Source organism: Bradyrhizobium sp. USDA 326, from assembly GCF_049739485.1.
Lineage (GTDB): Bacteria > Pseudomonadota > Alphaproteobacteria > Rhizobiales > Xanthobacteraceae > Bradyrhizobium.
In genome coordinates this window covers 3,120,163-3,141,176 of record NZ_JBMGQA010000001.1, presented here as the reverse complement: position 1 = coordinate 3,141,176, position 21,014 = coordinate 3,120,163, and the positions used below count along the sequence as shown (strand labels likewise).

The 21,014-nt window shown below is 65.5% G+C and carries 18 protein-coding genes and 1 pseudogene; 9 read left to right on the top strand and 10 right to left on the bottom strand.

Features of this window, described 5'->3' with window-relative positions; genetic code table 11:
• Positions 1-117: 117 nt before the first annotated feature.
• Together ABIG06_RS14940 and ABIG06_RS14935 are read left to right on the top strand one after the other, a co-directional pair.
• Positions 118-519: a PTS sugar transporter subunit IIA gene (locus tag ABIG06_RS14940; protein ID WP_024339151.1), complete on the top strand. Its 402-nt coding sequence runs from the start codon at positions 118-120 to the stop codon at positions 517-519.
• Complete coding sequence (locus tag ABIG06_RS14935; protein WP_124161247.1) at positions 516-833, top strand: HPr family phosphocarrier protein; 318 nt, start codon at positions 516-518, stop codon at positions 831-833. The genes ABIG06_RS14940 and ABIG06_RS14935 overlap by 4 nt, the downstream gene beginning before the upstream one ends.
• Positions 834-945: 112 nt before the next feature.
• Here ABIG06_RS14935 and ABIG06_RS14930 read toward each other — a convergent pair whose 3' ends face one another.
• Positions 946-2,571, bottom strand: coding sequence for a glycosyltransferase family 39 protein (locus tag ABIG06_RS14930; protein WP_370140857.1), 1,626 nt, complete (start codon positions 2,569-2,571; stop codon positions 946-948).
• A gap of 125 nt (positions 2,572-2,696) precedes the next feature.
• On the opposite strand from ABIG06_RS14930, the gene lepA reads away from it, so the two are divergent.
• Positions 2,697-4,508, top strand: a complete 1,812-nt coding sequence (gene lepA / locus ABIG06_RS14925; RefSeq protein WP_370137587.1) for a translation elongation factor 4 — start codon at positions 2,697-2,699, stop codon at positions 4,506-4,508.
• Positions 4,509-4,744: 236 nt separating this feature from the next.
• Here the strand turns inward: lepA and ABIG06_RS14920 are convergent, their stop codons facing one another.
• Both ABIG06_RS14920 and ABIG06_RS14915 read right to left on the bottom strand, forming a co-directional pair.
• Positions 4,745-5,155, bottom strand: coding sequence for an SRPBCC family protein (locus ABIG06_RS14920; RefSeq protein WP_124161245.1), 411 nt, complete (start codon positions 5,153-5,155; stop codon positions 4,745-4,747).
• A 220-nt stretch (positions 5,156-5,375) separates the two neighbouring features.
• A complete protein-coding gene (locus tag ABIG06_RS14915; RefSeq protein WP_349629074.1) occupies positions 5,376-5,585 on the bottom strand; it encodes a GNAT family N-acetyltransferase in 210 nt (69 codons plus the stop codon).
• Between the two features lie 375 nt (positions 5,586-5,960).
• Between ABIG06_RS14915 and ABIG06_RS14910 the strand changes: the two genes are divergently transcribed.
• Complete coding sequence (locus tag ABIG06_RS14910; RefSeq protein WP_124161244.1) at positions 5,961-7,181, top strand: MFS transporter; 1,221 nt, start codon at positions 5,961-5,963, stop codon at positions 7,179-7,181.
• A gap of 35 nt (positions 7,182-7,216) precedes the next feature.
• On the opposite strand, the gene ABIG06_RS14905 is transcribed toward ABIG06_RS14910, so the two are convergent.
• The 6 genes from ABIG06_RS14905 to ABIG06_RS14880 form a co-directional block, all read right to left on the bottom strand.
• Entirely contained in the window at positions 7,217-8,455 is a 1,239-nt protein-coding gene (locus ABIG06_RS14905; protein WP_124161243.1) for an efflux RND transporter periplasmic adaptor subunit, read from the bottom strand.
• A 2-nt stretch (positions 8,456-8,457) separates the two neighbouring features.
• Positions 8,458-10,821 carry an ABC transporter permease gene (locus ABIG06_RS14900; protein WP_370137584.1) on the bottom strand — a complete coding sequence of 788 codons (2,364 nt, stop codon included), beginning with the start codon at positions 10,819-10,821 and terminating at the stop codon, positions 8,458-8,460.
• A 5-nt stretch (positions 10,822-10,826) separates the two neighbouring features.
• A complete protein-coding gene (locus tag ABIG06_RS14895; RefSeq protein ID WP_124161241.1) occupies positions 10,827-11,534 on the bottom strand; it encodes an ABC transporter ATP-binding protein in 708 nt (235 codons plus the stop codon).
• A 27-nt stretch (positions 11,535-11,561) separates the two neighbouring features.
• Positions 11,562-12,662 carry an OpgC domain-containing protein gene (locus tag ABIG06_RS14890; RefSeq protein WP_124161240.1) on the bottom strand — a complete coding sequence of 367 codons (1,101 nt, stop codon included), beginning with the start codon at positions 12,660-12,662 and terminating at the stop codon, positions 11,562-11,564.
• Between the two features lie 107 nt (positions 12,663-12,769).
• Positions 12,770-13,447 carry a methyltransferase family protein gene (locus ABIG06_RS14885; RefSeq protein WP_199751656.1) on the bottom strand — a complete coding sequence of 226 codons (678 nt, stop codon included), beginning with the start codon at positions 13,445-13,447 and terminating at the stop codon, positions 12,770-12,772.
• Positions 13,447-13,701, bottom strand: a complete 255-nt coding sequence (locus ABIG06_RS14880) for a DUF2933 domain-containing protein (protein ID WP_199751653.1) — start codon at positions 13,699-13,701, stop codon at positions 13,447-13,449. The genes ABIG06_RS14885 and ABIG06_RS14880 overlap by 1 nt, the downstream gene beginning before the upstream one ends.
• Before the next feature lie 208 nt (positions 13,702-13,909).
• Between ABIG06_RS14880 and ABIG06_RS14875 the strand changes: the two genes are divergently transcribed.
• Together ABIG06_RS14875 and ABIG06_RS14870 are read left to right on the top strand one after the other, a co-directional pair.
• A complete protein-coding gene (locus ABIG06_RS14875; protein ID WP_124161238.1) occupies positions 13,910-14,158 on the top strand; it encodes a hypothetical protein in 249 nt (82 codons plus the stop codon).
• A gap of 170 nt (positions 14,159-14,328) precedes the next feature.
• Positions 14,329-15,476: pseudogene (locus ABIG06_RS14870) on the top strand (acyl-CoA dehydrogenase family protein).
• Between the two features lie 164 nt (positions 15,477-15,640).
• Here ABIG06_RS14870 and ABIG06_RS14865 read toward each other — a convergent pair.
• Positions 15,641-17,806, bottom strand: a complete 2,166-nt coding sequence (locus ABIG06_RS14865; RefSeq protein WP_370137582.1) for a putative bifunctional diguanylate cyclase/phosphodiesterase — start codon at positions 17,804-17,806, stop codon at positions 15,641-15,643.
• Between the two features lie 452 nt (positions 17,807-18,258).
• Here ABIG06_RS14865 and mepA point away from each other — a divergent pair, with 452 nt between their 5' ends.
• The 3 genes from mepA (at position 18,259) to modA (ending at position 21,008) form a co-directional block, all read left to right on the top strand.
• Entirely contained in the window at positions 18,259-19,203 is a 945-nt protein-coding gene (mepA, locus tag ABIG06_RS14860) for a penicillin-insensitive murein endopeptidase (protein ID WP_370137580.1), read from the top strand.
• Positions 19,204-19,522: 319 nt separating this feature from the next.
• On the top strand, positions 19,523-20,026 hold the full coding sequence (locus tag ABIG06_RS14855) for a hypothetical protein (protein WP_370137578.1): 504 nt from the start codon (positions 19,523-19,525) through the stop codon (positions 20,024-20,026).
• 196 nt (positions 20,027-20,222) lie between these two features.
• Entirely contained in the window at positions 20,223-21,008 is a 786-nt protein-coding gene (gene modA, locus ABIG06_RS14850; protein WP_370137576.1) for a molybdate ABC transporter substrate-binding protein, read from the top strand.
• The last annotated feature ends 6 nt before the right edge of the window (positions 21,009-21,014 follow it).

The following is a 21,014-nucleotide window of genomic DNA, read 5'->3' as shown; positions in this document are numbered from 1 at the left end:
TTATCCATCCGTCTAGATTCAGGGAGATACGCAACATCCCCCCTTGCGCGGGGGCTCTGGATGGTCAAAGTGGCGCGTTCGTGCGGTGCACCAAAAGCGCCCGCGAGGAGTTTTCCGATGATTGGTCTAGTACTTGTGACCCACGGGCGCCTTGCCGACGAATTCAAGGCGGCGCTTGAACATGTCATGGGCCCACAAAAGCAAATCGAAGCGATCACGATCGGTGCCGAAGACGATTCCGATCTCTGCCGAAGCGACATCATCGAGGCGGTCAATCGCGTCGATTCCGGCGACGGCGTTGCGATCCTCACCGACATGTTCGGCGGCACGCCATCCAACCTTGCAATATCCTGCATGAGCCGGCCCAAGGTCGAAGTGCTCGCGGGGATCAACCTTCCCATGCTGGTGAAGCTCGCCAAGGTGCGCGAGGAGCGTTCGCTGCCCGACGCGATCGCGATGGCTCAGGAAGCGGGCCGCAAATACGTCACCATCGCCAGCCGCGTGCTCGCCGGCAAATGAGCGAGGAGGCGCCACAAGCGGGGACAGGCGTGCCCGCGGGCGCGATTGCCAAGGATCTTCTGATCATCAACAAGCGCGGCCTGCACGCCCGCGCCTCCGCGAAGTTCGTCCAGGCGGTCGAGCGCTTCGATGCGCAGGTGTGGGTGACGCGCGGCGGCGAGACCGTCGGCGGCACCTCGATCATGGGCCTGATGATGCTCGCCGCCGGTCCCGGCACGACGATCACGGTATCCGCCGCCGGCACGGATGCCGAAGCCGCGCTCGCAGCGATCACCGAGCTCGTCGAGAGCAAGTTCAACGAGGAAGGGATTTAGCCCATCGTCATTCCGGTTCGATGCGCAGCATCGAACCGGAATCTCGAGGTTCTCAGGTGCGCAATCGCGCACCGTAGTTCACGCTTCGCGTGCCCCGGAACGACCACAACCCTCACTTCGCCGGCGGCGCGATGTAGATGTTCCAGCTCATCGACGGGCCCGCTTTGCCGTGGGTGAAGCGGCGCGTCGTCATCACGATGCGCTCGGCGTTCGGCGCGGTCTCGGACACCCATTTCTCGAACTTGGGCAGGCGTTCGTCGGTCGGGTCGAACACGCCGATGAAGCCGTACTTCTTGGCGTCGTCACGCGAGGTCAGCCCGGAATCCCAGGCTTCGATCGGCAGCAGCGCGGCCGGATGATCCGGACTGTAGAACACCAGCGGCTGGATCGACTCCATGGTGCCGGCGACAACGGCCCAGCGCGAGGCGAAGCGCGCGTGCCAGGCCTGGGTCAGCTCGCGCGCCAGCTCCGAGCGCGCGCCATAGGTCGCGGTGTTGCCGGCATTGGCCGCCATCTCGCGCGCGGCGATCCAGGGCGAAGCGGCAAGCGTCGCGGCACTGAGCACGAGCCAGATTGCGGCGATGTTGAACAGCACGGCGCTCTGCACCCGCAATGCAGGAATCGCGACCAGCGCGAGCGGGACCAGGAAGAACAGCGAGATGCCCCAATCGGTCTTCATGTAGATGCTGAAGACCAGCGCGCCGAGCGGCGGGCCGACGGCGACGATGACCTGGATGATCCAGACGTTCAGCGCCTGCGAAACATTGACGCCCGGATTGCCGCCGCGTGCCCAGGCACGCGTGACGATGCGCGAAGGCGCGCGCAGCAGCAGCTTGACCCAGGGCGGCACCAGCGCCATGGCCAGCGCCGCGAGCGCCACCGGCAATGCGAGCAGCCCGAGATTGTGCAGCACATAGCCGGCGACGAGCTGATGCACCGGACCGCTGTCCTGGAGGCTGTAGGTGTCGCCGGCATAGGTCAGCGGCACGAAATGCGCGTCCGCCAGCCAGACGATGTGCGGGATCATCGCCGCGACCATCGTCACGATCGCCACCCACGGCGCGGGCGACGACAGGAATCGCAACCGGTCGGGATGGATCAGCGCGGCAAGCCCGATGGCGCCGATCATGGTCAGCACCCAATATTTGGTCATCAGCGCCAGCGCGCCGGCAAGGCCGAGCAGGAGTCCGGATTGCCAGGTCCGCTTCTCGAATGCGTTGAGATAGGCGAGCACCAGGAGCGGCAGCGTGACGAGCTGAAGCAGGTCCGGGTTGTACTTGAAGCCCTTGAAATTGAAGATCGGGTAGAGCGCGATCATCACGACGACGAGAAACGCGCGGCGCGCATCAACCACACGCAAGCTCACGAGCCAGCAGATCACCATGCCGACGCTCACCGTCGCCATCGCGAGCGCATAGGTCGCCCAGTCCGCCGCCGGGAACGCCTTGAACCAGAGACCGGCCACCCAGCCCGACAGCGGCGGATGCTTGCCGTAACCCCAGAGGAATTGCTGGCCCCAGCCATAGGCTTCCGCGACGTCCATGTGAACGTCCTGCGCTGCCTTGAGATTGATCAGGATGAAGGTCCAGAGCACCGCATGCAGGATGGCGAGCTGGATCACCAGCCACAGGCGCGCCTCTGGCCGGATCGCGCAGGCAACCAGCCAGGCCCGGAAGCGGTTGTAACTCAAGCGGGTCTTCGCCCGCGCTCTGACGGATGGGATCGAGGTGGTCGAGATGGGCCTGGACATGGGCCGTGCGTAGCGCGTTTTGGCCTGCCGTGGAATCAGCTTGGCGTGAAGAAAGGCCCTGAAAATACAGCAATATGGTTGCCGCACGGGGATGTGAGTGGTATCCCGCGCCCATGACGACCGTCCCTATTTCCAACATCCGCAATTTCTCCATCGTCGCCCATATCGACCATGGCAAATCGACGCTGGCCGACCGCCTGATCCAGATGACCGGCGGCCTCTCCGACCGCGAGATGGCGGGCAAGGAGCAGGTGCTCGATTCCATGGACATCGAGCGTGAGCGCGGCATCACCATCAAGGCGCAGACGGTGCGCCTCGCCTACCGCGCCAAGGACGGCAAGGATTACATCTTCAACCTGATGGACACGCCCGGCCATGTCGACTTCGCCTACGAAGTCTCGCGGTCGCTGGCGGCGTGCGAAGGTTCCCTCCTGGTGGTCGACGCCAGCCAGGGCGTCGAGGCGCAGACGCTCGCCAATGTCTACCAGGCGCTCGACAACAATCACGAGATCGTTCCGGTCCTGAACAAGGTCGACCTGCCCGCCGCCGAGCCCGAGAAGGTCAAGCAGCAGATCGAGGACGTCATCGGCATCGACGCCTCCGACGCGGTGATGATCTCGGCCAAGACCGGCCTCGGCGTGCCCGACGTGCTGGAGGCCATCGTCACCCGCCTGCCGCCGCCGAAGGGCGATCGCGACGCCACGCTGAAGGCGCTGCTGGTCGACAGCTGGTACGACGTCTATCTCGGCGTCGTCGTCCTGGTGCGCATCGTCGACGGCACCATGAAGAAGGGCCAGCGCGTGCGCATGATGGGCACGGGCGCGGCCTACGATGTCGAGCGGGTCGGCTTCTTCACGCCGAAGATGCAGCAGGTCGACGAGCTCGGCCCCGGCGAGATCGGCTTCATCACCGCCGCGATCAAGGAAGTGGCCGACACCCGCGTCGGCGACACCATCACCGACGACAGGAAACCTGTTACGGAGATGCTGCCGGGCTTCAAGCCGGCGATCCCCGTGGTGTTCTGCGGCCTGTTCCCGGTCGATGCCGACGACTTCGAAACGCTGCGCGCGGCGATGGGCAAGCTGCGCCTGAACGATGCCAGCTTCTCCTTCGAGATGGAGACCTCCGCCGCGCTCGGCTTCGGCTTCCGCTGCGGCTTCCTCGGCCTGTTGCACCTCGAGATCATCCAGGAGCGGCTGTCGCGCGAATTCGACCTCAACCTGATCGCGACGGCGCCGAGCGTCATCTACAAGATGAAGCTGACCGACGGCAGCGAGCTCGAGATCCACAATCCCGTCGACATGCCCGACGTGGTGAAGATCGCCGAGATCCAGGAGCCCTGGATCGAGGCCACGATCATGACGCCCGACGAATATCTCGGCAGCGTGCTGAAGCTGTGCCAGGACCGCCGCGGCTCGCAGAAGGAGCTCACCTATGTCGGCTCCCGCGCCATGGTGAAGTACGACCTGCCGCTCAACGAGGTCGTGTTCGACTTCTACGACCGCCTGAAGTCGGTCTCCAAGGGCTACGCCTCGTTCGACTATCACCTGACCGACTACAAGCCGGCCGATCTCGTCAAGATGCAGATCCTGGTCAATGCCGAGCCGGTCGATGCGCTCTCGATGCTGGTCCACCGCACCCGCGCCGAAGGCCGCGGCCGCGCCATGGTCGAGAAGATGAAGGAGCTGATCCCGCCGCACATGTTCCAGATTCCGATCCAGGCGGCGATCGGCGGCAAGGTGATCGCCCGCGAGACGGTGCGCGCGCTGCGCAAGGACGTCACCGCAAAATGCTACGGCGGCGACATCACGCGTAAGCGAAAACTTCTGGAGAAGCAGAAGGAAGGCAAGAAGAAGATGCGGCAGTTCGGCAAGGTCGACATCCCGCAGGAGGCGTTCATCGCCGCGCTGAAGGTGGATAGCTGAGGCGACGCTCGGGACGGGCCGGCCCGGTCTCCGGGGCCGGCAAACAGGGCGCTCTCCAGCGCCGCAAACAAAAAAGTGCGAAAACAACCCCATGCACAGTAGCCGCCCCGTTGGCGGCATTGCGTTTTTCCGATTTTACGAAGTCGGCTTGACCCGTCGGGCAAAACAGGGGTATGGTGGCATCATCTCAGGGTGCGTGATGCAGGCATTCCGTCAACAGTCCGCTTCCTGAACGATCACACCTTCTTCGCCTCGACGTATCGCGCAAAATTGTCGAGGATCGCCTGCCAGCCGCCCTGCTGCTGCTCGACCGAGTGCGTGGTTTCGGCGTCGAAGACGACGCGGACGACAACGCCGTTCGGGCCGGGTACGAACTCGACCTCGGCCTTCCGATCGCCGAACGCGTATTCGATCCGCTTGTGTTCGACGATTTTCGTGTAGGTGCCGGCGAAGTCGAAGCCCATGCTGCCGTCCTTGGCTTCCATCCGGGACGAGAAAGCGCCGCCTTCCCGCAGGTCGACCGTCGCCCTGGTCGTATGCCAGTCGTCGGACGCCGCATTCCACTTCACGATGTCGGCGGGCGTCGTATAGGCGTGCCAGACCCGATCGATGGGGGCTGCGACGGTGGTTTCGACAGTGATCCTCATGGGCATTGCTCCAGTTCGATTTCAGAGAGTCGAGGGGATGACATAGCTTCCCGACGGGGCCTTCAGCGGCCCTTCCGGGATGTCTCCAACCAAGGACGGGCAGGACCCGTCCGTGCCGACATGGTCCAGCCGTCAATATTCAGAAAAAATTGCGGCTGGAATAGCTCGGAGGAGAGATGAGCTCTTGCGGAAACCCATCGCCCAAGCGGACGATCAGACGCTACGGGCAGCGGACTTCGAAGTAAGTCTTGCCTCCCCGCTCAAAGCCTGCTCCCTCGTAGAAGCGGAGCGTGCTTTCTCGTTTCGAGCCCGTCGCCAATAGAACCTTGTAGCAATCGGCCTGCCAGCCGATTTCCAGGGCACGCGCAAGAACCCGTCGGCCAAGCCCGTGGCGACGGTAGTCGGCATGGGTGACGACGTTCTCGATCACTCCGTACGGCCGGCCGCCTCGCGACAGAAGCGACCAGCAGTTCCGCTGCCTGCGCCACGATCACCGTCGTGAAGCCGGATGCTAGCAAGTGCGACCAGACCCGCTGGGCATCGGCCCTCTCCAACGCAGGATCGTGCGGATGCAGGTGCCGGTAGAGGCTCAACACCTCGGGCAGATCATGTTCGACGGCAGCGCGGATGATGGCTTCGGTCATCTACTGGCCCCAAGGATCGCGTCGCTGGCGATAATATCAGAAACCGGCAATTGTTCTCGCGAGGCGACGTACAAACGCTCCGCGCGCCTTGCCCTTCGCGGCCCGATAGGCCACCATCCCCCGCGCGCATCACCAACAAAACCAACAGCGCGAGGAAACGCATGATCAAACCGTCACGCTTCGACTATGGCTGGGTCGTTGTCGCCGCGGGCGCGCTGATGACTTGCGTCGGGTTCGGCACGATGCTGTCGCTGGCGGTGTTCCTGCAGCCGATCTCGGAAGCGATGGGCTGGTCGCGCGCAGGCGTGTCGGCGGCGGCGACGCTGGATTTCCTCTGCATGGGATTTGCCGCGTTCCTGTGGGGCACGCTGTCGGATCGGTTCGGCACCCGCATCGTGGTTCTCGCAGGCAGCGTTCTGCTGGGGCTCGGCCTCGTCACCGCGAGCCAGGCAACAAGCCTGTGGCAGTTCCAGCTTTGCTTCGGTGTGCTGATCGGGATCGCCGCCGGCAGCTTCTACGCGCCGATGATGGCGCTCGCGAGCGCCTGGATCGAGAAGAACCGCAGCCTTGCGGTGGCGCTGGTCTCCGCCGGCATGGGCGTCTCGCCGGTGACGATCGCGCCGACCGCGAGCTGGCTGATCACGACCTATGACTGGCGCACCGCGATGCTGATGATCGGCATCGCTTCGTGGGCGCTGCTGATCCCAGCCTGCTTCCTGGTGCGTCCGGCGCCGGCATCTGCCGGTCCTGCGACGGCGGACGCGGCGCCGGGGATCGACCTCACAGCGGCGCAGGCGCTGCGCACGCCGCAGTTCGTCGCGCTTGCGGCCGCGCATTTCGCCTGCTGTGCGGCGCATTCCGGCCCGATCTTCCACATGGTGTCCTACGCAATGGTGTGCGGCATCGCGCCGCTCACGGCGGTGACGGTCTATAGCGTCGCCGGCGTCTCCGGCCTCGGCGGACGCCTGCTGCTGGGCGCACTGGCCGATCGCATCGGTGCAAAGCCGGTGCTGGTCGGCGGGTTGTTCGTGCAGGCGATGTGCATCGCGACCTATCTTGCGGTGGCGCAACTCGGCGAATTCTACGCGCTCTCGGTGGTGTTCGGCCTCGCCTATGGCGGGGTGATGCCGCTCTATGCGGTGCTGGTGCGCGAATTCTTCGGCGCGCGCATCATGGGCACCGTGTTCGGCGCCGTGTCGGCCTTCGCCAGCCTCGGCATGGCGCTCGGTCCCTGGGCCGGCGGGCTCGTGTTCGACAATTTCCAGCGCTACACATGGCTGCACGCCGGCTCGTTCGCGATCGGGCTCGCCGCCGTCGCGGTGGCGCTGAGTTTTCCGACGCGGCGCCGGTCATCGCTCGGTTTGGGCCGCGCCGCGGCCTGACGCCAGCAATTGGGTCGGCGCGCCATCACGCGCCTCTACTCGGCTCCTCTTTGCGCGATCCTGACCCCGTCGGCGATCCGGTCGCTCGGGTGCAGCACGACGCGGTCGCCCGCGGCGAGTCCCGCGACAACTTCGGCCACCCGGCTGCTGCGGTGGCCGATCTGGACGAGTGCCGTCCTGGCGCGGCCGTTGTCGTTGACGAAGACGGCCCACTGATCGCCTCTCCGGAACAGGGCACTCACCGGCACGGTCAGAGCGTCCGGAGCGCTCCAGATCGTCACGTGGACGATGACGCGATAATCGTGTCCGAGCGAGGCCCATGTCTCGGGCGGGTCGGCGAAATCGATGGTGACCCGGACGCGCTGCTCCTCGATGCCGAGTGCGGAGACCTTGAGGAAACCGGCGGGATCCACACGGACCACCTTTCCCCTGATGGACGGTCCGCCCCAGCCGTCGATCCGCACCGGCGCACCGACCTTGATCTGGACGGCGTCGGTCGAGAGCAGGTCGGCGACGACCTCGAGATCGAGCGGGTTGCCGATATCAACCAGCGGCGTTCCCGGCAGGACCGTGGTCTCGCTGTCCTGGATGATCTTCAGCACCCGTCCGCTCGCAGGCGCCAGCACACGGATGCAGCACATCGGCTCCGCCGATGGCGCGGCGTTGGCCGGATCCATCAACCGCGCCGCAAGACTCGTGCGGACCGCGCGACGCATCTCGACCTGGGCCTTGGCGCTCGCCAGGGCGGCCTCGCTGGTGGCGACCTCGAATTTCGCCTTGTCGTGGGCCTGGGCGGAAACGGACTGGGTGCGCAACAAGGTCTGCGCCCGCTGGAATTCGGTCCTGGCAAAATCCAGCGCGGCTTCGATCCGCTTCACCTCGGCTTCCTGCTGCAGAATGGATGCATCCGCAGCCAGGACCTCGGCCTGGAGCTGGTCGCGCGAGCGCACATCGATGAAGCCCGGCAGCGCCGGCTGCATCAACGCGACGACGGTCTGATTGGCGATCACCTCGTCGCCGACATGGAGCGAAGGTCCGCGCTCGCCGAGCGGATGCGAGATCCTGAGGATCTTTCCTGCGATCGGCGCCGAGACGGTGTAGACGTGGCGCACGCGTGTCTTGCCATCGTCGTCAGCCGTGACCTCGATCGGTCCCTTCGCCACGGTCGCGAGATCGACCAGGACCGGCCGCGGCCAGGCGAACCAGGCCAGCCCTCCTGCAATCGCGGCCAGAAGCGCGGCGCCGATGATACGTTTGGTCCAGTTGGCGGGCATGGCTAGTCTCGCGTCTTGAGGACCGCGACCAGGTCCAGCTTGTCGATTCGTTCGCGGATGACCGCCGCGGAGGCGATGGCCGCCAGCACCACGACGGAGGTCGCGATGACATAGGTGGAATGCTCGACGACGAGGCGGACGCGCATCAATTCGCCGGCCAGATTCGTCTTCATCACCCATGCAAGCCCATAACCCATCAGCCAGCCGGGCGGCTGGGCGATCGCGGTGAGGATGGCGAGTTCCAGGAGGAGGATGCGCAGCACCTCGCCGCGCGTGAAGCCGAGCACGCGCAGGCTCGCCAGCTCCCGCGCCCGCTCGGACAGCGAGATCCGGGCGTTGTTGTAGACCACGCCGAACGCGATCACGGCCGCGAGCCCGGTGTAGATGCTCGCCATCGTGGTGACGAGCAGCGCGACCGTCTTGCGGAAGTTCGCCAGCGACGCGCGCTGCAGCGCCACGCCGCCAACCGTCGGCATCGACTTCACCGCCGCGTAGAAATCCTCCGCCCGGTTGCCGTCGAGGCTGAGATTCGCGCTGACCACGGCGGGCGCCTCGCGCATCAGCCTGCGAAGCGCCTCGATGTCCATCATCCCCCTGATGCCGAAATAATCCTCGACGGTGGCCACGACCGGCATCGTCACGGTGCGGCGGGCGCCCTCCAGCAGATCGAGCTCGACGGTGTCGCCGGGCCCGACGTGGAGGATATGAGCGAGCATGCCGGAGATCGCGAGGCCCGTCTGCGGCAGCGCGACCGGCCGGAGGTCAGCGTCGATGATGCGCCTGAGATCGGCGTCGGTGGGCCTGCCGCTGATGGCGATCCGCCGTTCGACGTTGCCGTGGCGAATGCGGACCGGCACCTCGCGGAACGGCTCTGCGGCGAGAACGCCCGGAAGCCGGCGCACCTGCTCCACCACGTTCGCGACCCGCTTCTCGGCGAAGCCGATGGTTGCGTCCTGCCGATCGGCGAGAAAATAAGTCACGTCGATCAGGTGTTCCATCGAGTCGCGCGTGAACAGCGACACGACCAGGATCGCCGTGGCGGACGCCATGCCGAACGCGGTGAATGCGGCGCGGACGGGGTGCCGGGCAATGTTGCGGATCATCATGAGCGTTGGCTGCGACACGAACTGATCGAGTTGGATGCTTGCCGGCAGCAGTGGGCGATAGACCGGCGGGGCCGGCGGCTGCATGGCGACGGCCGGCGGCAGCTTCACCACCTCGCGCAGCGCCCGCAGCGCACCGATGGCGGCGGCCGCCGCGCTGAGCGCGCCCGCGGTGACGTACAGGTCCGGCGCCTTCGCGAACACCAGGAACGGGAAATGGAAGAAGTCGCCGAACAGAGCCGTGACGCGCAATCCGAGCCAGGTCCCGGCAATGCCGCCGAGGACGATTCCGATCGCGACGATCAGGGCCACGAACTTCAGATATTGCAGCATGACGCTGCCGTCGGAATAGCCCAGCGCCTTGAACAGGCCGATCTGCTCGCGCTCCAGCGCGACCATCCGGGTCAAGGTGAGATTGACCAGGAACGCGGCCACCAGCAGAAAGATCGGCGGCAGGGTGCGGCTCATGTTGTCGAGCATGTCGAGCTCATGATCGAGCCAGGCGTGCGAGGTCTGGTCCTTCCGCCCATGGGCCGCCTGGCCGCCATACGGATCGAGCAACGCGTCGAGCCGCGCGATCACCTCGCGCTCCGACGCGCCGGGCTGCAGCTTGACCGATACCGCCGAGAAGGCGCCATCGAGATCGTAGACGCCGGCGAGCGCTTTTTCCGACATCCAGACGATGGCGTAACGGCGATCGTCCGGCATCAGGTCCCCCGGGCCGACGGTGAAGACGAACTCGGGTGACAGCGCCGTGCCGACGATGACGAGCTCGCGCTTCCTGCCGTTCAGGATCGCCGAGAACCGCGCCCCTTCCGAGAAGCCGTGGGCGCGGGCGAACGGCTCGTTGACGACGACTTCTTCGGAACGCCCAGGCTCCGGCAGGCGCCCGGAGCGCATATAGAGCCGATTGAGACGCGGCTCGCCGTAGTCCGGCAGCGAAACGAAGTGCGCGCTGGCGGGCGCGGAAAAGCCGGGAATGTCGAGCAGCGCGGGCTTGGCGATGCGGGTGTCGACGGCGGCGACGCCGGGGATCTCGCCGATCCTGCCGGCGAGCGCCTTGGGTGCGCGCTTGGCCTGCGCAAACACGTCGCCGAAGCCGTAGCGTTCGTAATAGGCGATCCGCGTCTCCTCGAGCGATCGATGCGAACCGACCGCGAGCACCAGCGTTGCAACGCCGCCTCCGACCACCAGCGCGACGGCGAGGACCTGCGCCCAGAGCCGCCTGACGTCGCGAAGCAGCTTGATGTCGAGCGCCCTCATGGCCGTCACCAGGTGAGCTCGGCGGCATCCCGCCGGGTCTCATTGCGCTGGATCCGGGAGATTCGTCCGTCGGCGAAGAACAGCACCCTGTCGGCGACCTCCTGGATGCTGGCATTGTGGGTGATGATGAGCGTGGTGGTTCCGAGCTGCCGGTTGACGCCAAGCAGCGCATCGATGACGCGAATGCCGGTCTTCGAGTCCAGCGCGCCGGTCGGCTCGTCGCAGAGCAGCACCGCCGGGCGCTTCGCGATCGCGCGGGCAATGGCGACGCGCTGCTGCTCGCCACCGGAGAGCTGGGCGGGGAAATGATGCATCCGCTCCTCCAGCCCGACCAGCGCGAGCGCCTCGGCGGGCCGCATCGGGCTTCTGGCGACCTCGGTGACCAGCGCGACGTTTTCATACGCGGTGAGGCTCGGCACCAGATTGTAGAACTGAAAGACGAAGCCGACATGGTCGCGGCGATACTTCGTCAGCTCACGGTCCTGAAGATCGGTCAGGTCGAGATCGCGGAAGTAGAGCCTGCCGCTGGTCGGCCGGTCGAGACCGCCCATGATGTTGAGCAATGTCGTCTTGCCGCTGCCGGACGGGCCGAGCAGCACGACCACCTCCTTCTCGGCGATCTCCAGATCGACGTTTCTGAGCGCATGCACCATCACCTCGCCTGCGACGTAGGTCTTGGTCAGCGCCTTGGCGGTGAAGACAGGCTCGCTCATCGAAGTGCCTGCGCATTCGTGTTCAGGTTACAACGGCCGGAGATCAGGAAACACGCCACGATCGATTGCGGCGAGCGATATCGCCAGGGCGCTCATCAGGATGAGCCCCAAGAGAGTGAGCAGCGTCTGCGATGCCAGGCTGCTCGAGCCCAGGCTGAGCAGGGCATGAGCCGCAAAGGACAACAGGACGCTCGCGCAGTAGACCGCCAGTGAATATTCGCCGCACCGTATCAGCGGCAGCAGCGCCCTGGCTTTCAGGATGCTGGCATTGCTCGGAAGAAAGCGCCAGCAGAGCAGCGCGAGCGCGGCAAAATGCAACAATCGCAAGATGTCGAGATTGGTCTTGTCGACGGGATAAATCAGACGCGACAGCCATCCCGGCACGTAGGCTTCGATCGCGTGGATCTGCCAGCCCAGGGTGATCACGAACGAGAACAGCAGGTAGCCCGCCGCCAGAGCGGCAAGAGCCCGGGAGTTGAGAACGGCAAGCTGCCAGTCGCCGCGGTTTGCCCCCCACCAGATGCCGATCACGAACAGCAACTGCCAGTTCAGCGGATTGAAATAGAGTTGCCCCCTCGGATAGGCCGGGATGTACCAGTCAAACTGATGGGCGAGAACGTAGAGAGCGACGGACCCGGTCAGGGCCAGCGGCCAGGCGCCTATCGTCAACGGCAGGATGAGGACGAGCGCGAAATGCAGTATGACCATCAGCAGCAGAGGGTCGAGATTGACCGGAGAATAGCGCAGCAGCGCCACCTGAAGCAGTGTTTCCGCGGGCTCTTGCAGCAGGATGGCCAAATTGGCGTGATCGAACATGCCGGGCTGCCATGCCGCGACAAACGACACTTCGGCCAGCAACAGCACGACCGTCATGATCTGCGCGACATAGATTTCGAACGAACGCCGCAACATGCGTAAGCTCGCGGCCGCAAAGCCGGACCGACGCAGCAGGTCGCCGTAGACGATACCGGACGCAAGGCCCGACAGAAATACGAGAATCTCCGCCGCGTCGCTGAAGCCGAAATTCTTGGGCGTGAACCTGTTCAGATAGCTTTCCGGAATGTGATTGATGTAGATCCACCACAAGGAAAGGCCGCGGAAGAGGTCGATCCGAAGATCCCGTTTCATCAAAGCCGGCGGTATGGTCGCGATCGATCTCACTCTGCGCCCTGCCTTTCCTGATTGGTGCGCCTCCCAAATGCTTCATTGGCCAGCTCGGCGAGCTGATCGCAGGATCAGCCGTGACGATAGGTCCCGCCGGTCGAGCCCTGCCGGAGAATTCGGCTCAGGCGCGGTATGAAAGCCGGGACGTCCGCGGCATACTTCGCATAGGCTTCGCCGAACTCCGTCCTGGCGTCCCGCTCCTCGTCTCTCGCGAGCTTTACGTACATGACGGTCAAGACCGGAAACATCGCCAGCGTGAGGATGGTCGGCCATTGCAGCAGGAAGCCGAACATCACCAGGACGAAGCCGACATATTGCGGATGCCGGACGTAACTGTAAGGCCCGGTGGTCGCGAGGCTCCGGGTCTGCTGCGCGTCGTACAGCACTCTCCAGGCGGCGGCGATGAGTAGGAACCCTGCGCCGATGAAGATGAAGCTCAGGACGTGGAACGGACCGGCGTGCGGATTGGTCTTCCAGCCGAACATCATCTCGAGCAGATGGCCGGCATCATGCGAGAACCAGTCGACGCTCGGATAGCGCGACTGCAGCCAGCCCGACAGGAAGTAGATGGTGAGCGGGAAGCCGTACATCTCGACGAACAGCGCCACCAGGAACGCACTGAACGCGCCGAACGAGCGCCAGTCGCGCGAGGTCTGCGGCTTGAAGAAACTGTAGGCGAACAGGATGAAGACCGCCGAATTGACGACGACGAGACTCCAGAGACCATAGGCCGGCGCAGCGTCGTGCATCACACGCTCCTCTGATCGTCCGGCCGGCCGCCGCCGTGATGGTGGCCGTGCCCGCCATGCATGAAGACGTGCATGAGCGGACAGGCGAGCAGGGGCAGCCAGACCAGAAGCCCGAGCACGTGGGCCCGGTGTTCGGTGAACAGCAGCGCGCCGGCAATGCCCAGGAATCCCATCAGGGCGAGGCCGGCCTTGGCCTTGGTGGACATGCGCTCCTGCGGGCGCTCCTGAAACCCGGAATGGTCTTGCACCGTCACGGCACGCTCCTGCGGCTATCGGAAGCCTAGCGGCGCGATCGTCACCATCGTTGATTCACATCAAGTTTCCGACAGGTCCTCACTTGCCCTGCATCATCGGCGGCCGCGGTCACGCGTGATTTGCGAACGTTCTTTGCTTGAGCTTTCTCAAAGTGGAACCTTCCACTGCCTCTTATGATGCCTCTTTCTACAACCCGGGAGAATGGACATGATCACGAAGAAGCTCTTGGTCGCGTTCGGCGTCGTTTCGCTGCTGGCTGCGCCGGCGATGGCTCAGACCACGGATAAGGAAAAGAACGGTCACCACTACAGCGGTGGGCCGAAGACGGAAGTCCCTCACCACATGGGCAAGAAGGAAACGACCGGCGCCTCGACCAAGGCGAAGTCAGGCGGCCATCATTACACCGGCGGCCCCGCCACTTCGACGCCTCACCACATGGGCGACAAGACCAAGTAGGCCTGACCTGAGCCGATGTGTGACGGTGAAAGTCTGATTCTCTGTCGTCATCCTCACGCACCCACACGGCACGACCCGGGATGACAACGGCATTGCCTTGATCCCAACAGCGGAATGGACCACGATCGCGTCTCTTACTCCTCACGATAGAAGGAGCGAGGACAAGCGCGATGAACGCAACTCCCGGATCCGGGCTGGTCGAACGTGCCCGCGCCATCGTGCCGATGATTGCACGCGAGGCCGACGAGATCGAGCGGACGCGACGGCTGACGCCGGGCGTCGTGGCCGCGCGGATCGAGAACGGGCTCTACCGGGCGCTACTGCCGCAGAGCCTCGGCGGCGCGCAAGCTCCGCCGGAAGTCTTCATGCAGATGCTGGAGGAAATCGCCAAGGCGGATGCGTCCACCGCCTGGTGTCTCGGCCAGTGCAGTGTCTGCGCGATGATCGCAGCCTGGCTCGACCACGGCACCGCGCAGGAAATATTCAACACCCCGCCCGGCATCCTCGCCTGGGGCGCGATCGCACATGAGGCGCGTGCGGTCGAGGGCGGCTATCGCGTCACCGCGCGCTGGGACTTTGCCTCGGGCTCGCGGCAGGCGAGCTGGCTGGGCGCGCATGTCCGCATCGTCGGCGCTGACGGCGTGCCGCGCAAGAATGCCGATGGATCGCCGGAAGTGCGCACCATCCTGTTTCCTGTAGCGCGCGCGACCTTGCACGACGTCTGGCAGGCGATCGGGCTCGCCGGCACCGGCACGGATTCCTACGAGGTGAACGAGCTCTTCATCCCCGAGCGCTTCACGGCGTTTCGCGACGCGCCGACCGCGCTCCGCGAGACAGGCGCGCTCTACAGGATCGGCACCGGCTCGACCTTCAGCCTCGGCTTTGCCGCGGTATCGCTCGGCGTCGCGCGCGCCACGCTGGATGCGGCTATCGCGCTGGCGCGGGAGAAGCACCAATCGCTGGCGGCTGGCGCCATGCGCGACAACCAGGCCATCCAGGGGCTGATCGGCCGCACCGAGGGTGATTTGCCGCCCGCGCCTATCTCTATGCGGCTGCAGGCGCGATGTGGCGCGAACTCGCTGCGACCGGGGAATTCAGCGCGGCACATCGCAGCGCGGTCCGCCTCGCCGCGACCTGGACCATCCATCAATCCGCACGCGTGGTCGACGCCGCCTATCACATGGCCGGCGCGACCGCGGTGTTCCGCAGCCATCCGTTCGAGCGCCGGTTCCGCGACATGCACGCCATCGCGCAGCAGATTCAGGCGCGCGACACGCATTATGAGGATGTGGGGAAGGCGATCTTGGCGGGGAGTTGATGGCAGCCCAAACGGTGCTGCGCTCCCTCCCCCGCTTGCGGAGGAGGGCTGGGGAGAGGGTGTCTCCTCCGGGCGAGGCCCCCTAGAGGAGAGAGCCCTCACCCGCTCCCTCACATTGAGATATTTGCGAGCGCGAACGAATGGCTCTGAAGGAGCACCGCCGCTCACGCCACCAGCGCGGCGTCCTCGTCGCCATCGATGCCGCGCTGCGCCGCGAGCAGGCTGATGATCTCCGCATTCGGCCGGGCCTTGCTGAACAGAAAGCCCTGGCCCTCGTGGCAGCCTTCGGCCCTGAGACAGCTGAGCTCGGCTTCGGTCTCGACGCCTTCGGCCGTGATCGTGACGCCGAGGCCCTTGCCGAGGCTGACGATGGAGCGGATGATCGCCTGGGCCTCGCGGTTGGCCCCGAGATCGCGCACGAAGGACTGGTCGATCTTGATCTTGTCGAAGGGGAAGCTGCGCAGATAGCTGAGGCTGGAATAGCCGGTGCCGAAATCGTCCATCGAGATGCGCACGCCGAGCCCACGCAGCGCGTGCAGCGTCGCCAGCACCTGCGCGCTCTTCTCCAGGAGCAGCGTCTCGGTGATCTCGAGCTCGAGCCGGCGCGGCGGCAGGCCGGAATGTTTCAGCGCGTCCGTCACGATCGAAAGCAGATTGCCGCTGCGGAACTGGAGCGGCGACAGGTTGACGGCGACGCGGACGTCGTCGGGCCAGGCCGCGGCATCGAGGCAGGCCCGGCGCAGCATCAGCCCGCCGAGCGGATTGATCAGGCCGGTGTCCTCGGCGACCGGGATGAACTCGGCCGGAGAGACCATGCCGCGCTCGGCATGCGGCCAGCGCACCAGCGCCTCGAAGCCGGTGATACGGCCGCCCTGGAGATCGATCAGCGGCTGGTAATAGGGACGGAGCACGTCGTTCTGGATCGCGTCGCGCAGCTCGACCTCGATCTTGCGGCGGCGCTGCGCCTTCGCATCGAGCGCGGCCTCGAAGAAGGCGAAGGTGCCGCGCGCATCCAGCTTGGCCCGCGACAGCGCCATGTCGGCGCTCTTGAGCAGCTTCTCGGAATCTTCGCCATCGCCCGGCGCCATCGCAATGCCGATCGAGGCGCCGATCACCACGGAATGGCCGTCGAGCAGATAGGGATCGGCGATGGCCTCCAAGAGGCGCTTGGCCAGCATGACCGCGTCTTCGGGCCGTGCCAGCCCGCTCTGCACTATCGCGAACTCGTCGGAGTTGAGGCGCGCCAGCGCGTCCTCCTCGCGCAAGGTGGAGCGGAGCCGCTTGGCGACGCCGCGCAGGAGCTTGTCGCCGACCGCATGCCCCAGCGTATCGTTGACCGCCTTGAAATTGTCGAGCCCGAGCATCAGCAGGGCGACCTTCTCGGCGCCGCGCCGCGTGTGCAGCAGCATCTCGTCCATTTCCTGCCGCAGCAGGCTGCGATTGGGAAGGCCGGTCAGCGCGTCATGCTGGGCCATGAAGGCGAGCCGCGCCTCGGCGCGCTTGCGCTCGGTGATGTCCATCAGCGCGAGCAGCACCGCGGGCCGCTCGGCGTAGGTCAGTTCGCGGGAGTAGATGGCAAGATCGATCAGCGCCCCGTCGGCCTTGACGTGCTTCCAGGTGCGCCCGGCCTGTTCCTCGCTGGAGCGCTCGGCGGTCCAGGGCGGCTCGCTGTCGAAGGCCTGCAGGGAGCGGATCTTCAGTTTCTCGAATTCGGCCCGGCTGTAGCCGTAATGCGCCACCGCGGCGTCGTTGACGGCGATGATGCGCTCGTCATCCAGCGCGCAGACGATCATGGGCACGGGATTGCCGTCGAACAGCAGGCGGAACGAGGCCTCGCGCTGCTTCAATTCGGTGATGTCGACGCGCAGGCCGACGACGCCGCCATCGTCGGTCAGGCGTTCGTCGATCAGGATGACGCGGCCGTCCGACAGCTTCTGCTCGTGGCGCGCACCGGGCTGATAGAGCTTTTGCAGACGTTCGGCGATCCACTCGTCCTCATGACCGATGGCCTCGGGATAGTCGCCGCGGGCGACGCCGATGCGCAGCGTGTCTTCGAGGCGCGCGCCTTCCTCGAACAGATCGGCGGTCTTGCTGTAGATCTCGGCGTATTTCTTGTTCCAGAGGACGTAGCGGCCTTCGGCATCGAGGAACACGATGCCCTGCGGCAGGATATCGATGGCCTGGCGCAGGCGTTCATGGGATTTGCGCGCTTCCGCAATCGCGGCTTCCGCCTCGGCGCGGCTGCGCAGGACTTCGTCGCGCTCGACAAGGTCTCGGGTCGCGCACGCGAAACGCGGCTTGCGCGCCTTTCTGCCGGCGCGGGCAGGCACGTTTTGCTTTCGCTTTTTCGTTCTTCGAGACCCCAAACTCAACTTCACTCGTCCCAGTCGTGCCGGCGGCCGCAAGTCTTGAGGCAAGTGTCTGAAAAAAAAGTAATCTTGCCCCGGCCGCGGTCCGCGCGAGGCGGAGCCTGCTGCCTCTTTGCGCGGCGCGGCTGCGGCGGCAAGCACGGTCGCACTCAGTCCGGCACCGCAAGCAATGGGCGACCCGGCGCAAAATTGCGCGCGCGCTTGAATCCGTTCCGAAATCGCACGCGATTGCATGCGGTCCGCGGATATTCCTCCCTCCGCGCACGAATTTTGGTCAATGCGGGATACGGTTATTGCGGCGTTAAGAAGCGGCAATTTGAGACGCGATTTGGGGCCCGTGCGCCGTGATGTTGCGATCCGCTCAATGCCTCGTTCTTAACCCTGATGCCGCATTGGGCTATAAGGACGTCAGCATGAGTCGCCGCAGCATCACACTCCTCCTGCTCTCGCTTGCTCTCCTTGCTGCCAGCGGTGCGCTGGCCCAGGACAAGGGCAGCATCAACCCGAAGCCGCTGCCGCCGCTCGCCAATCCGAACGACCCCGATCTCGCCGCCAAGGAACTGTTCGCGCGAAAGCTGCTGCCGTCGAAAGGGCCGGCCCATGTCATCGGCTCATACGCCAAGGGCTGCATCGGCGGCGCGGAGCAGATTCCGGTCAACGGGGACTATTGGCAGGTGATGCGGCTGTCGCGCAATCGCAGCTACGGCCACCCGGACATGATCGCATTGATCAAGCGGCTCGCGGCGAAAGCGCACAAGGACGCGGGATGGCCCGGCATCCTGGTCGGCGACATCGCCCAGCCGCGCGGCGGGCCGGCGCTGTCCGGCCATGCCAGCCACCAGATCGGCCTCGATGCGGACATCTGGCTGACCCCGATGCCGAGCCGCCGGCTCTCGCGCGAGGAGCGCGAGGACATGTCGGCCGTGATGATGGTGCGCCAGGACCGGCTCGACGTCGATCCCAAGGTGTTCACGCCTGGCCATGTGCTGGTGCTGCGCGATGCGGCGCGGGAGCCCGCCGTGCAGCGCATCTTCGTCAACGCCGCGATCAAGAAGGCGTTGTGCCGCGAAGCCAAGGGCGATCGCGCCTGGCTGTCGAAGATCCGGCCATGGTGGGGCCACGACTACCACTTCCACATCCGCATGCGCTGCCCGCCGGGGGCCGGCGAATGCGAGGGCCAGCCGTCACAGGCCGAGGACGAAGGCTGCAAACCCGCCGATCTCGCCTACTGGTTCTCCGACGCGGTGCTGCACCCGAAACCGCCGCCGGAGCCGCCAAAGCCGAAGCCGCCGATGACGCTGGCGCAGATGCCCGCGGCCTGCAAGGCGGTGCTGCACGCAGGCGACGCGAAGCCGTAAGCTGCGCCGCCGCCTCATCCACCACCGTCGTCCCGGGCCTCGAAGCGAGCCCGGGGACCCAAAACCACAGGGCCTGGTCCTTGCGCGAAGCAAGTCACTCCGAGTCCTCGCCGAACGCAATCCTGTGGTTATGGATCCGGGCTGGCGCTGCGCGCCCCCGGGATGACGAACTCGTTGGTTGGTTCGCGTCGTCATCATGCGTTAGGATCGTGCTGCCGCCGAGCCGTAAGCCCGCGGCATCCGGGGATGTGCATCCCATCTTTCGACAAGCCTGACTGCAAGCCTCGCGCCGGTCGCGTGGCCAACGATGGGATTTCACATGCGCGCCCTCATCTTCCTCACTGCGCTCACAATCAGCGCGACTTCCGCTTTCGCCGCCGAGGAGCCCAGCGGCTGCGACAAGTTCAAATGGCCGATCGAGCGCGAGCGCGCCGCGCTCACGGCACCGGACCGCACCAAACTCGCCTCGGGAAGCGAGCAGGCGGCATTGCCGTCCTCGGCCATCACGCTGGAGCTGGTTGTCCCGAGTGAAGCAAAGCTGCCGACGACGCCGGAGCGCGCGCCAAAGGACGGCACCTTTGCCGGATTCACCAGCGTCAAATCCGCCAAGGCCGGGCTCTACACGATCAGCCTGTCCACTGGCGCCTGGGTCGACGTGGTCCAGGATGGGCATGCCCTCAAGCCCGTGGCCTTCAGCGGCGCGACCGATTGCGAGGGCATCCGCAAGACCATGAAATACCAGCTTTCGGCGCAACCCTTTCTGCTCCAGGTCAGCGGCGCCAGGGACAATTCGGTCTCGATCGCAATCCTGCCGGCGCAATAGGCGCCGTTAAACTGACCAAACGGTCGCCCTTTGACCTGACGCCTCGGCCTGCTATGTTTGCCTGGAGCGATATCCCTGCCGGTCGTAAGCCGCTGCCGGGCCCCGTGGAGCAGCGCTTCCACCCGTCGCATCGACCCACCCAACGCCGGACTTGCGCGTGCGTCTTGCGCGCGCGGACTGGCACGGAGCGCTCCCCATGTTACGCATTTCAGGACTTTTCACTGCCTTCATGATCCTCGCTGGCGCGGCCCTCTCGCCCGCCGCCGCCGAGGACAAGACCATCACCGTGTTCGCCGCCGCCTCGATGAAGAACGCGCTGGACGAGATCGACGCCGCCTACACCGCCAAGACCGGCATCAAGTTCAGCGTCAGCTATGCCGCAAGCTCGGTCCTCGCCAAGCAGATCGAGCAGGGCGCGCCGGCCGACGTGTTCGTCTCGGCCGATACCGACTGGATGGACTACGCGATCGCCAAGAAGACCATCAACGAACCTTCCAGAGTCAACCTGCTCGGCAACAGCATCGTGCTGATCGCGCCGAAGGATGCCAGGATCGACGACGTCAACATCGCGCAAGGCTTCGATCTCGCCAAGCTCGCCGGCAACGGCAGGATCGCGACCGGCGACGTGAAGTCCGTGCCAGTCGGCAAATATGCCAGGGCCGCGCTGGAGAAGCTCGGCGCCTGGCAGGCCGCGGAGCCGAAATTCGCCATGGCCGAGAGCGTCCGCGCCGCGCTGACGCTGGTCGCCCGCGGCGAAGCCAGTCTCGGCATCGTCTACGCGACCGATGCCAAGGTCGAGCCCGGCGTGAAGACCATCGGCACCTTCCCGGCGGCTTCGCATCCCGCGATCGTCTATCCCGTCGCCGCGACCACGACCGCGAAGGGTGAGACCAGCGGCTATCTGGCCTTCCTGCGCTCCTCGGCGGCGAAGTCCATTTTTGAAAAGTACGGCTTCAGGTTCCTGGTCAGTCCCACGACTTGATGCCTG

Excerpts from the sequence above, each read along its gene's own strand:
- ABIG06_RS14940 (WP_024339151.1), top strand. The coding sequence starts at position 118 with ATGATTGGTCTAGTACTTGTGACCCACGGGCGCCTTGCCGACGAATTC.
- ABIG06_RS14935 (WP_124161247.1), top strand. The coding sequence starts at position 516 with ATGAGCGAGGAGGCGCCACAAGCGGGGACAGGCGTGCCCGCGGGCGCG.
- lepA (WP_370137587.1), top strand. The coding sequence starts at position 2,697 with ATGACGACCGTCCCTATTTCCAACATCCGCAATTTCTCCATCGTCGCC.
- ABIG06_RS14920 (WP_124161245.1), bottom strand. The coding sequence starts at position 5,155 with ATGAGGATCACTGTCGAAACCACCGTCGCAGCCCCCATCGATCGGGTC.
- ABIG06_RS14910 (WP_124161244.1), top strand. The coding sequence starts at position 5,961 with ATGATCAAACCGTCACGCTTCGACTATGGCTGGGTCGTTGTCGCCGCG.
- ABIG06_RS14905 (WP_124161243.1), bottom strand. The coding sequence starts at position 8,455 with ATGCCCGCCAACTGGACCAAACGTATCATCGGCGCCGCGCTTCTGGCC.
- ABIG06_RS14900 (WP_370137584.1), bottom strand. The coding sequence starts at position 10,821 with ATGAGGGCGCTCGACATCAAGCTGCTTCGCGACGTCAGGCGGCTCTGG.
- ABIG06_RS14895 (WP_124161241.1), bottom strand. The coding sequence starts at position 11,534 with ATGAGCGAGCCTGTCTTCACCGCCAAGGCGCTGACCAAGACCTACGTC.
- ABIG06_RS14890 (WP_124161240.1), bottom strand. The coding sequence starts at position 12,662 with ATGAAACGGGATCTTCGGATCGACCTCTTCCGCGGCCTTTCCTTGTGG.
- ABIG06_RS14885 (WP_199751656.1), bottom strand. The coding sequence starts at position 13,447 with ATGCACGACGCTGCGCCGGCCTATGGTCTCTGGAGTCTCGTCGTCGTC.
- ABIG06_RS14875 (WP_124161238.1), top strand. The coding sequence starts at position 13,910 with ATGATCACGAAGAAGCTCTTGGTCGCGTTCGGCGTCGTTTCGCTGCTG.
- mepA (WP_370137580.1), top strand. The coding sequence starts at position 18,259 with ATGAGTCGCCGCAGCATCACACTCCTCCTGCTCTCGCTTGCTCTCCTT.
- ABIG06_RS14855 (WP_370137578.1), top strand. The coding sequence starts at position 19,523 with ATGCGCGCCCTCATCTTCCTCACTGCGCTCACAATCAGCGCGACTTCC.
- modA (WP_370137576.1), top strand. The coding sequence starts at position 20,223 with ATGTTACGCATTTCAGGACTTTTCACTGCCTTCATGATCCTCGCTGGC.